The organism is Janthinobacterium agaricidamnosum NBRC 102515 = DSM 9628 (assembly GCF_000723165.1).
Taxonomy (GTDB): Bacteria; Pseudomonadota; Gammaproteobacteria; order Burkholderiales; family Burkholderiaceae_D; genus Janthinobacterium; species Janthinobacterium agaricidamnosum.
Genome location: NZ_HG322949.1, coordinates 1,635,082 through 1,648,577, shown reverse-complemented (window position 1 = coordinate 1,648,577; position 13,496 = coordinate 1,635,082). Strand labels below are relative to the sequence as shown.

Genomic DNA, 13,496 nt, shown 5'->3' with positions numbered 1-13,496 from the left:
TGCCGCCATGGCTTGGCTGCTGCTTGGTATCGCCGGCATTCTTGAAATTGCCTTTGCCTTCGGCATGAAGTCGTCCGAAGGTTTTACGCGCCTGCTACCGTCGCTGCTGACGGTCGCCACCGGCCTGTCGAGTGTGATTCTGCTGTCATTCTCGCTGCGCACATTGCCAGTCGGAACCGGCTACGCGGTCTGGACCGGCATCGGCGCGGCCGGCACGGCGATCATCGGCATCGTACTGCTGGGCGACTCCGCCGCGCCGCTGCGGATCTTCTGCATCGTGCTGATACTGGCCGGCGTGACCGGACTCAAACTGGTCTCGGGAAACTGAGCCAGCCGGCTGGCGGCGACACCACCCTGAAGCTTGGTGGTGCTGCGCCGCCAGCCTGGCTTATTCAGCTGATCTATCCAGCTGATCTATTCACTTCACTCAAGCGGACTTCAGCAAGTCCGCATCGATCGGCAACTTCCTCAAGCGCTTGCCGGTCGCCGCAAAAATTGCATTGGCCAGCGCCGGCGGCAAAGCTGCCGTGCCCGGTTCGCCCATGCCGCCCGGCGCTTCCTTGCTGGACACGATATGGATCTCCAGCAGCGGCGTTTCCGACATGCGCACCACCCGCATGTCATGGAAGTTCGATTGCTCGATGCGGCCATCCTTGAGCGTCGCCTGGCCATACAGCGCAGCCGAGATGCCGAAGATGATCGCACTGTGCATTTGCGCCTGCACCGTGTCCGGATTGACGATCACGCCGGCATCGACCGCCGCCACCACCCGCTTGACGCTGACCGTGCCGTCCGGTGCGACCGCCACCTCGGCCACCAGCGCCAGATAAGTGCCAAACGCGAATTGCAGCGACACGCCGCGCCCTGCTCCCTTGGGCATCGGCTTGCCCCAGCCAGCCTTGCCGGCCGCCAGTTGCAGCACCGCCAGCGCGCGCGGGTTTTCTTTCAGCAAAGCGCTGCGGTAAGCCACCGGATCCTGCCCGGCGGCGGCGGCCAGTTCGTCGATAAAACTTTCAACCACAAACACGTTGTGCGCCGGCCCGACGCCGCGCCAGAACGCGGTCGGCACTGCCGGTTCGTGGTTGACGTAATCAACCAGGATATTCGGCAAGGCATACGGCGGATGCGCGGCGCCATCGATGGTTTCCGGATCAAAACCCTTGTTGTACAGCGGCGGATACCAGCGCTTCAGGATCGACGAACCGGTCAGGCGATGCGACCACGCGACCGGCAAGCCTTGCTCATCGAGTCCGGCGCTGACCCGGTCATAGAAATACGGCCGGTACATATCGTGCTGGATGTCTTCTTCGCGGCTCCAGACGATCTTGACCGGGCTATCGACGTGCTGCGCGATTTGCACCGCGCGGGTGATGCTGTCGACTTCCAGCCGGCGTCCGAAACCGCCGCCAAGGTAATGGTTATGCACCGTCACTTTTTCGACCGGCAAGCCGGTCACGGCCGCCGCGGCGGCCTGCGCGCGGGTGATCACCTGGGTGCCTACCCACACTTCGCAACGATCCTTGCGCACGTGCACGGTACAGTTCAGCGGCTCCATCGCGCCGTGGATCAGGAACGGCAATTCGTACACCGCGTCCAGACGTGTTGCCGCTTGCTGCATCGCCTTGGCATTGTCGCCTTCGCTGCGCACCACCGCGCCCGGCTGCGCCGAAGCGCGCCGCATGTCGGCCACGATATCGGCGGTGTTCAGTTTGCCGTTCGGGCCATCGTCCCATTCGATGAGCAATGCCTCCAGGCCCTTCTTGGCGGCGCCCATGTGGTCGGCGACCACCGCCACGCAATCATCGAGCTTGACGATCTGGCGCACGCCGCGCACCGCCCTGGCCTTGCTGTCGTCGACGCTGCGCAGCTTGCCGCCGAACACCGGCGACTGGGCCAGCGTGGCGATTTTCATGCCGGCCACCCTGGCGTCGATGCCGTACAAGGCCGTGCCATTGACCTTGGCCGGCGAATCGAGCCGTTTTGCCGGCGTGCCGATCAGCTTGAAGTCGGCGCCGGGTTTCAGCGCGACCTGGTCGGCCTGCGGCATGGCCAGACCCGCCGCGTCGGTCGCCAGCGCGCCATAGGCCAGGCGGCGTCCGCTGGCCTGGTGGATCACTTCGCCGCGTTCGGCGCGGCAAGACGATGCGTCGACCTGCCAGCGTCGCGCGGCGGCCGCGACCAGCATCAGGCGCGCGACCGCGCCGGCGCGGCGCATCGGTCCGAACGCGCCGCGGATGGTGGTCGAACCGCCGGTCACCTGGAAGCCGAGGATGCCGTTGGCGTACAGCTTGTCGTTGGGCGGCGCATGTTCCAGGCGTACATGCTGCAAGCCGATTTCCAGCTCTTCGGAAATGAGCATCGGAATCGCCGTGTAGGTACCCTGCCCCATTTCGATGTACGGCATGGTCAGCGTGACCTTGCCGTCGGTGCCGATGTGCACGAAGGCGTTCGGCTCGAATGCCGCTGCGCCATCGGCCTTGCCAGCCCCGAATACCGCCCCGGGCACGGCACCCAGCCCCACGCTGATCAGCAAACCGCCGCCGGCGGCCAGGCTGGCGCCCAGGAAATTACGGCGCGAAACATTGGGAACTGCATCATCCTGCTGATGCATGTTCAGGCGGTCAAACAGCATGGCCCACCTCCAGTTTTCCGGTGGACAGCATCCGGGCCGCGGTCTTGATGCCGGCGCGGATGCGCACATAGGTGCCGCAGCGGCAAATGTTGCCGCTCATCGCATCGTCGATATCGGCGTCGCTGGGGGCCTTGTTTTTCGCCAGCAAGGCGGCAGCCGACATCAACTGGCCCGACTGGCAATAACCGCATTGCACCACGTCGAGTTCCAGCCAGGCCGCCTGCAAGGCCCGGCCGATCCGCGTATCGGCCAGCGATTCGATGGTGCGGACTTCGGACCTGGCCACCGATTCCACGCTGGTGATGCACGAGCGGGTGGCGACGCCGTCGATATGCACGGTGCACGCGCCGCACAACCCCTTGCCGCAACCAAATTTAGTGCCGGTCATGCCGAGCACGTCGCGTATCGCCCATAACACCGGCGTGTCGCCATCGACGTCAAGCGTCTTTATTTCTCCATTGATCTTCACACTTTTTCTCCTCGTGGTCATTCTCGTAGCATGCAGCCGCATGCCGTCCGCCTGAACCCAGGCGCAACCCGGCGCGGCCATGCATGCAAGCGCAACCGGTGATGTTGCCAGAGAGCGGCAAAATAAAAAGGTCGTATCGGCCTCGTTTCGGGCCAATCCGGGAGCAGGCCGTGCCAATTTGCGATCCCAGGCTGTAAAAACAGCATGGCCTTAGAGCCTATCCCAGTAGTGAGCGTCTTCTGCTGGCAGCGCATCAGCAGCGCGGACCAGGCGTGAGGAGCAAGCGTGGCGAGCCACGCGACGACGAGCAACGCAGTCCCCGCTACTGAGGGGCGCCAGAAGAGGGCGTATTCATCTACTGGGATAGGCTCTTAGCAGGCAAGCGCGTGATGACGACCACATCGCAGCCATGAAAATTAACCAACAGTGATGTACAGCCCGTCAGTTTGGGATATTTGTTGCTAAAAACTCTACATCATCTGCCTATTTCAAAAAAAGTCACGTAGGATTTTTAACAAATAAAATTAACAAAGCGGTATGATTTGGACGAAGAGTCACTTTTGATCAGGCCAGCATTTGCCAACACGCATTAATACCACCTGCCAGGCCGCATCAATTGGCAGCAGCGGTAGCAAACGCGGGCCTGTGCAGCACATCGGAAAAGGCAAGGCAATGAGTTCAAGCAGTGTGGAGTTGTCACAGCGGCGCAAGGCCGCGATCTTGATTGTCGATGACGCGCCGGCCAACCTGGCGCTGCTGCGTGAAATGATGAGTGCACAGGGTTACCAGACCTTTGTCGCCACCTGCGGCGAGCGCGCGCTGGAAATTGCCGCGCGCGCGCACCCGGACCTGATCTTGCTCGATGTGATGATGCCCGGCGTCGATGGTTTTGAAACGTGCCGCCGCCTCAAGCAAAATCCGCTGACGCAGCGCATTCCGGTGATGTTCATGAGCGCCAAGACCGATACCGACGACGTGGTGGCCGGTTTCGATATCGGCGCCGTCGATTACATCAGCAAGCCGCTGCGTTTGGCCGAGGTCTGCGCGCGCGTGCGCAGCCAGCTGCAAATCCGCAGCAACAGCGAAACCCAGCAAGAGCAGGCCGAGCGCCTGCGCACCATCGTCAACAACATGGCCGAAGGCTTGCTGATCATCGAGGCCGACGGCCGCATCCAGTTCACCAATCCGGCTTGCGACCACTACCTGGGCTACCGCGAAAACGAATTGGCCGGCCGTTCCATCGGCGATTTGCTGAGCCCGCTGGTGACGCAGGAATATCTGGATTATTTCGCGATGTATGCGGCCAATCCGGAAACCGCGCACAACCACGGCACCCGCGAAGTGGCGATCCGCCACCAGAACGGCGCCACGCTGAGCATGGACCTGACGCTGACGCCGATGTATTTGCGCGAGCCGCTGTACATCGGCTTGCTGCACGATATCACCCATCACAAGCAGTCGGAAGACGCGTTGCAGCGCGCCGCCTACCTCGACCCGCTGACCAAGATCGCCAACCGGCGCCATTTCGACAGCTTCCTCGACAGCGAGTGGCAGCGTTCGGTGCGCAGCGGCGCGCCGCTGTCGCTGGTGGTGCTCGACGTCGATCATTTCAAGCTCTACAACGACACGCTGGGCCATCCGGCCGGCGACCTGTGTTTGCAGCAAGTGGCGCAAACCATCGCGTCGCACGCCAGCCGCCCGGGCGACTTGGCGGCGCGCTATGGCGGCGAGGAATTTGTGTTGCTGTTCGCCGATACCGACGCCACGGTGGCCTTGAGCCTGGCCGAAGCGATACGGGTCGATATCGAAGCGCTGCAATTGCCGCATCCGCGCTCGGCGACGTCCGGCTGGATCACCGTCAGCATCGGCGTGGCCACCATCCAGCCGCACCAGCTCGATGACAAGGAAGCCCTGTTCGTCGCCGCCGACCGCGCCATGTACGCCGCCAAGGAAGGCGGCCGCAACCAGGTGCGCGCGACCCACTCGGGCAGCGCCGCGTGGGAAACCGTCAAGGCGATTGTGATGCGTTGAAAAATTTAAAACGAACGCGACAAGCTCAGCTTGTAGTTGCGCCCCACGCCCGTCACGCCTTCGCTCAGATACGGCTTGTAGTCGCGGTTGAAGATGTTGTCGACCGTCAGCCGCAGATCGGTATCGCGCCAGACGCCCTGGCTGCCATGCCAGGAAGCAAACAGCGTGTGCAAGCCATAACCCTGCGACGGCGGCAAGCGGTAGAAACTGCCCAACGGTAACAGCTTGTCTTGTTTGGAGACGAATTTGCCCTGCCATCCAAGCGTCGTTCCCGGCACCGGCAACTTCCAGCCCAGGCTGGTGATCAGCTTGTTCGGCGCTATCGTCGCCACCGGTTCGTCGTCGCCCCATGGATCGCGCTGGGTGCCGTTGCGGCGGCCGGTCTGCATCGACAGCGATGCGCTGGCGTACATATCCGGCGTGTTATAAAACGATTCCAGCTCCATGCCGGCGGTGCGGAAACCGCTCAGGTTGCGGTAGTCCGACAAGCCCGGCGGCAGCTTCATGCCGCTGCCCGGCACGTAGCCGTACACCAGCACGCCCAGGCGCGGGCCGATATTGTCGCTGTCGCGGTTCTGGTAAAAGGTCAGCCGCACTTGCGCGTCGTCGCGCTCGCTGAACAAGCCCTTGCGGCTGGCCATCGCACCGAGCCGCACGGCCGTGATGCGCTCGACTTTCAAGTCGCGGCTGGTGCCCGGGGTCGACGAACTGAGCGCCGGCGTCACGTAAAATTCATTGGAAAACATTTCATCGATGGTCGGCGCGCGCCAGGTGCGGCTCGCATCGGCGAACAGCGCCAGGCTGCTGGTGGCTTTCCAGAACAGGCCGACCCGCGGCGACCAGTCGCTGTGCGTGACCGCGCGGAAATCGTGGCCGGCGGCCGGCAGCGGGCTGTTGTAGCGCGACGCGACGTTCGGTACGCCTTGCGTCGTCACGCGGTCGTAGCGCAGCGCCGCCGTCATCGTCACGGAACCGTAGGTCATCGCATCCTGCAGATACAGGCCCTCGGTCTTTTGCTGGCCGGCCGGCATGTAATACGGCTGGAAATAACCGAAGTTATAAGTCGGATCTTTCAAGGCCGACGGCGACGGATAATACATCAGCGTATCGCGCACGTTCTTGTGCCATTGCGCGCCGATGCTGAGCACATGCGCCAGCGCACCGGTCGAAAACAGGCTTTCATTGCGCACTTCGGCCAGCTGGTCGTTGTACGAGGCCCAGCTTTCATTGCCCAGCGAACCGAGGAACGACGCTTGCGACGCGCTGTCCGGGCGCTTGTCGTGCTGCTCGGTATAGGAGCGGCCATAGGTGGCGGTCAGGTTGACCAGCGGATTGTCGCGCGGCGCGTAATGCCATTTGACGGCATAGGTATCGTCTTGCTGGTCGCGGTACACCGCCTTGCGTTGCCACGCCTCATCCCAGCCGTATTTCTTGATTTCGGCGTCGGTCGGCACCGGCACGTCTTCGCCCAGCGCCGCGAACGGTCCCCAGCCGGTGCTGCGGCCGCGCATCGCCGACAGCGTCAGCAATTGTTCATCGGTCAGCCGGACATTCAGCTTGATCAGGCTCGATGGCGTATCGACCGCCGAAAAGCGGAACGGCTTGCCGTCCGGCTTTTCCAGGTCGCCCGACTTGCGCTGCGTGACATAGGCCATCGCGTCGTAGCGGCCGTCTTCGGTGCGGCCATACACGGCGACCGTCGCATCGTTTTCGGCGTTATTGCTTTGGTGCGCATATTTGACGAAGGCGCCAACGTTGGCCTCGCCCTTCAGCATGTCCCTGGCGTCCTTGGTGTCGATCGTCACCACGCCGCCGAAGCCGCCATTGCCGTACAGCGAAGTGTGCGGCCCCTTGTTGACCTCGATCTGCTTGATCAATTCCGGCTCGACAAAAATCGATCCCTGGCGGTATTTTTCAAACCCCTTCGGCACGCCGTCGAGAATCACCTTGACGTCCTGCACCTTATTAAAACCCCAGATATTCAAAGTCTGGCCGCTCGGCCGCGACGTGCCGGCCAGGTCGACTCCGGGCAAGTTGTCGAGCAAGGCCGCGACGTTATTCGCTTGCTGGCGCTCGACGTCTTCGCTTTTCAGGTAGGAGCGGCCGACATTGGCGGCGCTGATGGTATCGCCGAACACGCTGATGGCCGGCAACACCACTTCCGGTGTTGTTTCTTCATCGGCCGCCACCGCATGGCCGCAAAAAGCCATCGCCAACGCCAACACCATCGGCCGCACCACACAGGCGCCGCGCTGCTTCATCTTCATTTCAGTCCTTACCAAACAAGAGTCGGAAGCGCGCCCTGCAACGGACATTCCGCCACCGGAGCCGCTTCGTCGGGGAAGTGGGTTCCATGCACCTCCCTCAACGGCTGGGGATACCATGCTGGTGTCGGAAGGAGGGTGCCTGCCTGCCCGCGCACGCATGCGCCGGGCTGCTGATTTATAGTGCTGCCGCATCCACGTTGTTGCTCTGTGGAACGAATGACATCATATATTGAATGAGAATTATTCGCAATAAAATTTCAATCACCACATTGCAAGCGCCATGGGTAACCATAGTTAACATTAAGCCCGGCCTTGCCCGGCATGTGGATGCCTGGCGTCGCCTTGCATTGCAGCAAAAGCTCAGCAGGACGGATGCCGGGACCGATTTCTAGCTATACTGCCCCGGTACGCGGCGAAGCGTCAGCACGCTCTTCATCGCGGCATCACTGAATCGCTAACCGGGAGCTTTTACGCTATGACCGAAGACGACGTCCTCCGCAATGCTTTTGCCATGCCCATCAACAGTCCCGCTTTTCCGCCCGGCCCCTACCGCTTCGTCGACCGCGAATACCTGATCATCAGCTACCGCACCGATCCGGACGCCTTGCGCGCGCTGATCCCGGCGCCGCTGGAATTCGTCGAACCGGTGGTGCGCTTCGAGTTCATCAACATGCCCGATTCGACCGGCTTCGGCCACTATTGCGAATCCGGCCAGGTGATCCCGGTCACGCTCAACGGCGTGGCGGGCGGCTACGTGCTCGGCATGTATCTGAACGACCATCCGCCGATCGCCGGCGGACGCGAATTATGGGGTTTCCCGAAAAAACTGGGCGACCCGGAATTGCGCATCCACAAGGACACGCTGAGCGGCACGCTCGATTACAGCGACTTCCGCGTCGCCACCGGCACCATGGGCTACAAACACCGCGCCATGGATCTGGCGGCCGCCAGGAAAGCGCTGGAAACGCCGGCTTTTTTACTCAAGATCATCCCCCATGTGGATGGCACCCCGCGCATCTGCGAACTGGTGCAATATAGCCTGACCGATATCACCGTCAAGGGCGCGTGGACCGGACCCGGCGCGCTCGACCTGAATCCGCACGCACTGGCGCCGGTGGCGGCGTTGCCGGTGCTGGAAATTATCTCGGCGACGCATATCCTGGCAGATTTAACTTTGCCGCTCGGAACTGTCGCGTATGATTATCTCAACCCGTCAAACTCAAGGAAATAATATGCAACTCAAGGACAAAGTCGCCCTCATCACCGGTTCGGCCAGCGGCATCGGCAAGGAAATCGCGCTGGAATACGCCAAGCAAGGCGCCAAAGTCGTCATCGCCGACCTGGCGCTGGACGCGGCCACCAAAACCGCCAATGAAATCAAGGCGGCCGGCGGCCAGGCGTTCGCGGTGGCGATGGACGTGACCAGCGAAGAACAGGTCGACAAGGGCGTGGCCGATGCAGTGGCCGAATTCGGCGGCATCGACGTATTGATCAGCAACGCCGGCATCCAGATCATCAGTCCGGTGGTCGACTATGCATTCGACCAGTGGAAAAAAATGCTGGCGATCCACCTCGACGGCGCCTTCCTGACCACCCGCGCCTGCATGCGCGCAATGATCAAGGGCGGCAAAGGCGGCGCCATCATCTACATGGGTTCGGTGCACTCGCACGAAGGTTCGCCATTCAAGAGCGCTTATGTCGCCGCGAAACACGGCTTGCTGGGCCTGGCCAAAGTGGTGGCCAAGGAAGGCGCCAAGGACAACATCCGCGCCAACGTGATTTGCCCGGGCTTCGTGCGCACGCCGCTGGTCGACAAACAGATCCCTGAGCAGGCCGCGCAACTGAAGATCAGCGAAGAAGACGTGATCAAGAAAGTGATGCTGAAAGACACCATCGACGGCGAATTCACCACCACCCAGGACGTCGCGCAAACCGCGATCTTCCTGGCGGCGTTCCCGTCGAAGGCGCTGAGCGGACAATCGATCGTGGTGAGTCACGGGTGGTTCATGCAGTAACTCCGCGTTAAAAAACCGGGGGCAGACCACGATTACGAGGCAATTTATTGCCGCATAATCGTGGTCTGTCCCCGGTCTCCGTTTTCAATACGCACTCAATCTACGTCGCGCTTGTCCACCTGCCGCACCTTCAAGGTTTTTCTGACACTCGCCACCTCCCCGGCGGACGCCGCCGGCGCCTGGTTGCCCCAGCTTTGCCGCACAAACGTTACCAGTTGCGCCGCTTCGTCATCCGACAGGCGCCAGGCGAAGCCCGGCATGCCGAGGTTCGACGGTTTGCTGGCCGTCGATGGCAAGCTGGAGCCTTGCAGCACCACCCGGATCAGCGATGCCGGGTTGCCGGCCAGTACCGACGGATTGCCGGCCAGCGCCGGGAAGATCGCAGCGTTGGACTTGCCGTCGCTGCGGTGGCAGGCCGCGCAATTGTCGAGGTAGAGTTGCGCGCCGCGGCCATCTTCGCGACCGGCCTTGAGCGCGATCGCGGTGGCGTCGCTGGCGGCGAAGCTGGACGCGCTCGTTTTGCCGGCCGGCAGGGTTTTCAGGTAGGCCGCCATCGCCTGCAAGTCCGCCTGGTCCAGCTGTTGCGTGCTGTGCAGCACCACGTCGGCCATCGGGCTGCCGAGCACCGCGTATTTGGCGTTGCGCGCGCCGCGCAGCGTGTCGGCGATGTCGCCGGCCGACCAGCGCCCCAGTCCGGCCGCGTCGTCGCCGCGCAGGTTGACCGCGAGCCAGCCGTCGATCAGCGCTCCGCCGGACAGGTAGCGCGGGTCGGAGTCGTCCAGCGCCAGCTCTTGCAAGGTGCCGGCGCGCGGCGTGTGGCAACTGCCGCAATGGCCCAGGCTTTGCACCAGGTAGGCGCCGCGGGCGATGGCCTCGCTCTGGTATTTCGACAAATTGAGTGGCTGCACCGCGCTGCTCGGCGCAAAGGTCTTGCGCCAGATCGCCAGCGGCCAGCGGATAGCCAAGGGCCAGCGGATGTCGTTGGCGCGATTGACCGACTGCACCGACTCAACGCCTTCCATGAAGTAGAGATACAGCGCGCGCAAGTCCTGGTCGCTCATTTTCGCGTACGACGGATACGGCATCGCCGGGTACAGCGTACCGCCGGCCGGCGTGATGCCGTGGCGCACAGCGCGGTCGAAATCGCTCTGGCTGTAGTTGCCAATGCCGCTGCGCTTGTCGGGCGTGATATTCGAGCTGTAGATCGTGCCGATCGGCGAGGCCAGCGCCAGGCCGCCGGCGAACGGCTTGCCGCCAGGCGCGCTGTGGCAGGCGATGCAATCGGCGGCGGTGGCGATGTAGCGTCCGCTGTCGATCAGTGCGCGGCGGTCGCCCAGGCCGGCAAACTGGCCGGGGCCGATGTCCGGCGTATCGGTCGGGATCAAGGCATACGTCAGCGCACCGGCGAACGCCAGTGCGATCGCGCCGGCGCAGACGAGCAAGCCTGTTTTATAAAAACGTCGTGTCATGCCCGTCTCCTCAAGCGTGGACCAGCGGGCCGGGATTTTTCAAGTACCTCTCGCGGATGGCCTTGGCGGTCCAGTAGGTCAGCGCGCCGACCATGCCGGTCGGATTGTAGCCATTGTTTTGCGGAAAGGCGTTGGCGCCCGGCGCAAACACGTTCGACACGTCCCACGATTGCAGGTAGCGGTTCAGCGCCGAGGTTTTCGGGTCGCTGCCCATGATGGCGCCGCCGCAAGTGTGGGTACTCTGGTATTGCGTCACGTTGTAATGCTCGCCGTCTTTCTTGGCGTCGCCCTTCATCGCTTTCGGCCCCAGCACCTTGCACATGTCGCTGGCTTTTTCGACCAGGAATTGGGAAGCCTTGATTTCATTGTCGTGCCAGTCGAAGGTCATGCGCAGCAACGGCCGGCCGAACGCGTCGCGGTAGGTCGGGTCCAGGCTCAGGCAGGCGTCCTGGTACGCCATGCAGGAACCCTGCACTTCATAATAGAAGGAATGGCGGAACGATTCCTTGATGCCTTTCTTCCACGCGCTGCCCCAGTTCGGCACGCCCGGCGCGGTGGCGATGCCGCGCACCGGTCCGGCGCCCGGCTGGCGGGCCCAGATCACGCCGCCGCCGACGAAGCCGGCCTTGGCATTGTCGAGCTGGTTGCCGTTCAAATCGTCCATCACGGTGCCGCCGCCGCCGATGCCGATGAAACCGTTCGCTTGCACGCTGTCGTCGAAGAACATCGAGACGCGGTTCAAGTTCTGGTACGAATAATTGCGGCCGATGGTGCCGGTATTGCTGACCGGATCGTACGGTACGCCGATGCCGGACAGCAGCATCAAATGCACATTGAACAGCGAGAACGCGCACAGCAGCACCAGGTCGGCCGGCTGTTCGGTTTCGCGGCCCTGGGCGTCGAGGTAAGTCACGCCGGTGGCTTTTTTCTTGTCGCCAGTCAAATTGACTTTCAAGACCTGGGCCAGCGTGCGCAATTCAAACGCCTTGCGTTGACGCAAGACTGGCAAGATGCAGGCATTCGGGCTCGCCTTCGAGTAATTCAGGCAACCGTAATCGCTGCAAAATCCGCAAAAGTTGCACGGCCCCATCTGGCAGCCATACGGGTTGGTGTATGGCCGCGACGCGTTCGACGCCGGGATCGGATATGGGTGATAGCCTTTTTCGCGGGCCGCCTTGTAAAACAATTCCGCGCCGAGGTAGTTCGGGTTCGGCGGCAAGGCGAACTCGCGCGAGCGCGAACCTTCGAACGGGTTGCCGCCGTCGACCACCTTGCCATCGATGACGCCGGCCTTGCCGGACGTGCCGCAGACGTATTCGAAATGGTCGAAATGCGGTTCCAGCTCTTCATAGCTGACTGGAAAATCCTGGATGGTCATGCCAGCCGGAATGAATTTCTTGCCGTAGCGCTGTTCGGTATTGCTGCGCAAGCGTAAATCTTCCGGCAAGGCGCGGAAGTGGCAACCGGACCAGTGGCTGCCGGCGCCGCCGACGCCGGTGCCCGGCTTGAACGACCCCATCTGCCGATACGGCACCGCCGTGCCGCTGAGGCTGTGGCGCACGGTCACGGTTTCCTTCAACAGGCTTTGCAGGTATTTGCGGTGGATCGAGCCTTCCAGCTCGTCGACCACGCGCGGATACGAAAAATCCGGCTGGGTATCGCGGTCCGGTCCCCGCTCCAGCACCACCACCTGCAAACCGGCGTCCGTCAATTCCTTGGCCATGATGGCCCCGGTCCAGCCCATGCCGACGATCACCGCGTCGACTTTATTCTTCACGATTGCCATCGCTTATCCTCGCTTTCCTGCCAAGTCGACCGGGCCGATCGGGTACGGCTGATCGCGCACGCCGACCCAGTCGATGTAGTCGGCGCGCATGCCGGGGTAGCCGATCATTTTCCAGGAACCCATGTCCTTGTTGCCGCCGTGCTTGGGATCGGCGAAATAGCCGTTGCGTACTTCGGCCAGCAAATTGCTGAAGAACAGTTTCTCCGACAGGTGTTCCAGTTTCAGCTTGCCGCCTTCGGCCGCTTTCAACAGGCCGTCTTGCTGGCCGCTGCTCAAGTCGGCAAACACCTTGCCGCCGAATTGCGCGGCGCAATGCTGGTCGAAGACCTTGATACCAACACGCAAGATATCGCGTAGCGGCAAGCGGCCCTGGTAGCCGAATTCCGGCGCCGCCTCCAGGTACGGGCCTTGCATATACCAGATGTCGCCGCTGGCGTACGGGGTTTGCATGTGACGGTCGAGAAACTCCGGCACGCCCAGTTCCAGCGCGCCGGGGCCGTGTTCGTCGTGCGGTATCAAGCGGTCGCACGCGGCGTGGATGAAGCGCCATTCGGCGCCAGTAAAAAATGCCGGCGTGTACGGATTCGGCTTGCCTTCCGGCTGCACCGCGCCGTTCGACGCTTGCAGGCTCCTGACCGCGCCAGTGGCGCCGGCCACGCCGATCGGGATGAAGACAAGACTTTTCAGCAGATTGCGGCGGGACGGGGATTGCTGATCTTCGGACATGAAACTCTCCTGGGATGGTGGCGTGGGATGCCGGCGGGGCCGCGTGTACGGCCCCTGGGGACAGGCAGAACTGTACGGCCCGCCGATGCCGGGCGCCGTGT

Annotated in this window: 10 protein-coding genes; 4 read left to right on the top strand and 6 right to left on the bottom strand. The window is 62.6% G+C overall.

The window, feature by feature from the left end; all coding sequences use genetic code 11:
- Positions 1 to 7 precede the first annotated feature (7 nt).
- On the top strand, positions 8 to 328 hold the full coding sequence (locus tag GJA_RS06960) for a DMT family transporter (protein WP_038490329.1): 321 nt from the start codon (positions 8 to 10) through the stop codon (positions 326 to 328).
- 99 nt (positions 329 to 427) lie between these two features.
- Here GJA_RS06960 and GJA_RS06955 read toward each other — a convergent pair whose 3' ends face one another.
- A complete protein-coding gene (locus tag GJA_RS06955; RefSeq protein WP_051780395.1) occupies positions 428 to 2,632 on the bottom strand; it encodes a xanthine dehydrogenase family protein molybdopterin-binding subunit in 2,205 nt (734 codons plus the stop codon).
- Entirely contained in the window at positions 2,622 to 3,122 is a 501-nt protein-coding gene (locus GJA_RS06950; RefSeq protein ID WP_038490326.1) for a (2Fe-2S)-binding protein, read from the bottom strand. The genes GJA_RS06955 and GJA_RS06950 overlap by 11 nt, the downstream gene beginning before the upstream one ends.
- Before the next feature lie 651 nt (positions 3,123 to 3,773).
- Here GJA_RS06950 and GJA_RS06945 point away from each other — a divergent pair.
- Positions 3,774 to 5,132, top strand: coding sequence for a diguanylate cyclase domain-containing protein (locus GJA_RS06945; RefSeq protein WP_038490323.1), 1,359 nt, complete (start codon positions 3,774 to 3,776; stop codon positions 5,130 to 5,132).
- Between the two features lie 5 nt (positions 5,133 to 5,137).
- Here GJA_RS06945 and GJA_RS06940 read toward each other — a convergent pair whose 3' ends face one another.
- The gene (locus GJA_RS06940) at positions 5,138 to 7,399 is read right to left on the bottom strand and encodes a TonB-dependent receptor domain-containing protein (RefSeq protein ID WP_167541087.1); all 2,262 of its coding nucleotides are present in this window, start codon (positions 7,397 to 7,399) and stop codon (positions 5,138 to 5,140) included.
- Between the two features lie 475 nt (positions 7,400 to 7,874).
- Between GJA_RS06940 and GJA_RS06935 the strand changes: the two genes are divergently transcribed.
- Both GJA_RS06935 and GJA_RS06930 read left to right on the top strand, forming a co-directional pair.
- On the top strand, positions 7,875 to 8,630 hold the full coding sequence (locus GJA_RS06935; RefSeq protein WP_038490320.1) for an acetoacetate decarboxylase: 756 nt from the start codon (positions 7,875 to 7,877) through the stop codon (positions 8,628 to 8,630).
- Position 8,631: 1 nt separating this feature from the next.
- Entirely contained in the window at positions 8,632 to 9,414 is a 783-nt protein-coding gene (locus tag GJA_RS06930; RefSeq protein WP_038490317.1) for a 3-hydroxybutyrate dehydrogenase, read from the top strand.
- A gap of 95 nt (positions 9,415 to 9,509) precedes the next feature.
- Here GJA_RS06930 and GJA_RS06925 read toward each other — a convergent pair whose 3' ends face one another.
- Genes GJA_RS06925 through GJA_RS06915 form a run of 3 tightly spaced genes read right to left on the bottom strand, consistent with a single transcriptional unit; the run spans position 9,510 to position 13,395 of the window.
- Entirely contained in the window at positions 9,510 to 10,883 is a 1,374-nt protein-coding gene (locus GJA_RS06925) for a cytochrome c (RefSeq protein ID WP_038490314.1), read from the bottom strand.
- A gap of 10 nt (positions 10,884 to 10,893) precedes the next feature.
- Entirely contained in the window at positions 10,894 to 12,669 is a 1,776-nt protein-coding gene (locus GJA_RS06920) for a GMC family oxidoreductase (RefSeq protein WP_038490311.1), read from the bottom strand.
- 3 nt (positions 12,670 to 12,672) lie between these two features.
- The gene (locus GJA_RS06915; protein WP_038490307.1) at positions 12,673 to 13,395 is read right to left on the bottom strand and encodes a gluconate 2-dehydrogenase subunit 3 family protein; all 723 of its coding nucleotides are present in this window, start codon (positions 13,393 to 13,395) and stop codon (positions 12,673 to 12,675) included.
- Positions 13,396 to 13,496: the final 101 nt, after the last annotated feature.

Bases quoted from the DNA above. Each gene is read 5' to 3' on its own strand.
- GJA_RS06960 (WP_038490329.1), top strand. From the start codon at position 8: ATGGCTTGGCTGCTGCTTGGTATCGCCGGCATTCTTGAAATTGCCTTT.
- GJA_RS06955 (WP_051780395.1), bottom strand. From the start codon at position 2,632: ATGCTGTTTGACCGCCTGAACATGCATCAGCAGGATGATGCAGTTCCC.
- GJA_RS06950 (WP_038490326.1), bottom strand. From the start codon at position 3,122: ATGACCACGAGGAGAAAAAGTGTGAAGATCAATGGAGAAATAAAGACG.
- GJA_RS06945 (WP_038490323.1), top strand. From the start codon at position 3,774: ATGAGTTCAAGCAGTGTGGAGTTGTCACAGCGGCGCAAGGCCGCGATC.
- GJA_RS06940 (WP_167541087.1), bottom strand. From the start codon at position 7,399: ATGAAGATGAAGCAGCGCGGCGCCTGTGTGGTGCGGCCGATGGTGTTG.
- GJA_RS06935 (WP_038490320.1), top strand. From the start codon at position 7,875: ATGACCGAAGACGACGTCCTCCGCAATGCTTTTGCCATGCCCATCAAC.
- GJA_RS06930 (WP_038490317.1), top strand. From the start codon at position 8,632: ATGCAACTCAAGGACAAAGTCGCCCTCATCACCGGTTCGGCCAGCGGC.
- GJA_RS06925 (WP_038490314.1), bottom strand. From the start codon at position 10,883: ATGACACGACGTTTTTATAAAACAGGCTTGCTCGTCTGCGCCGGCGCG.
- GJA_RS06920 (WP_038490311.1), bottom strand. From the start codon at position 12,669: ATGGCAATCGTGAAGAATAAAGTCGACGCGGTGATCGTCGGCATGGGC.
- GJA_RS06915 (WP_038490307.1), bottom strand. From the start codon at position 13,395: ATGTCCGAAGATCAGCAATCCCCGTCCCGCCGCAATCTGCTGAAAAGT.